Raw genomic sequence first — 1,343 nt, forward strand, 5'->3', positions numbered from 1 at the left:
GTCTTTTTTCTTTTAAAATAAAATTAGTACTTACTACTAGAGGTGATAGATATGATGACGAAAAACCATAATCATGAACGTGATCAAATTGAAATGATCACGATTGATCAACTTGTGCCACAAGACCATCTTGTCAGAAAGCTTGAAGCGGCGATTGATTTTTCTTTCATCTATCCACTAGTAGAACCGCTGTATTCTAAATTAGGTCGACCTAGTGTCGACCCAGTTGTATTAATCAAGATGACTTTTGTTCAATATGTATTCGGGATTCGTTCAATGCGTCAAACAATAAAAGAAATTGAGACGAATATGGCGTATCGTTGGTTTTTAGGATTTGGATTCCATTCGGAAGTACCGCACTTTTCTACCTTCGGTAAAAATTATGAACGTCGTTTTCAAGATACTGATATCTTTGAACAGATTTTTTATCGCATACTCAAAGAAATTGCGGATAAAGGTTTACTAAGTGCTGACCATGTTTTCATCGATTCAACTCATGTCAAAGCGAGTGCGAATAAACGTAAATTCGAAAAGAAAATGGTACGCAAAGAGACTCGGGCATATGAAGCGAAACTTCAAGAAGAATTGAATCAAGACCGGATTGATCATGGGAAGAAACCATTCCCACCAGATAAATTTGAAAAAGAAGAGATGAAGGAAATTAAAGAAAGTACGACAGACCCTGAAAGTGGCTACTATGTAAAAGATGAACGGACGAAGCAGTTTGCTTACTCATTTCATGCAGCGGCGGATCGATATGGATTTATACTCGGATCGATTGTGACACCTGGTAATGTTCATGATAGTCATATGCTTCAACCACTTGTTGAAAAGGTAATGGAAAAAGTGAAAAAGCCACTCGCTGTAGCTGCTGATGCTGCTTACAAAACACCTGCGATCACTAAATTTTTATTCGACCAAGATATTCAACCGGCACTGCCTTATACACGCCCAAAAACAAAGGAAGGATTTTTACGCAAACACGAGTATGTATACGACGAGTACTACGACTGCTACCTTTGTCCGGAAGGGCAAGTCCTTCAATACTCGACTACGACCAAAGAAGGTAAACGCCAATATAAATCAAACCCAACTCAATGTGCAACCTGTCCTTTACTGGCTCAATGTACTAATAGTAAGGATCATCGAAAAATAATTGAACGTCATATTTGGGCACATTATGTGGAGGAAGCGGATCATCTTCGTCATCAAAACGATATCAAACAAATATATGCGCGACGGAAAGAAACGATTGAACGGGTCTTTGCAGATGCGAAAGAAAAGCATGGTATGCGATGGACAACCCTACGTGGGATTAAAAAATTGTCCATGCAAGCGATGCT

At 38.9% G+C, this 1,343-nt stretch carries 1 protein-coding gene; it reads left to right on the forward strand.

The window, feature by feature from the left end; genetic code table 11:
* Nucleotides 1–51 precede the first annotated feature (51 nt).
* Nucleotides 52–1,343 (forward strand): IS1182 family transposase (locus AC3II9_RS21455; RefSeq protein WP_489158720.1); only part of this gene is annotated, 1,292 nt, incomplete at its 3' end.

It is taken from the genome of Lysinibacillus sp. RU7, from assembly GCF_057837305.1.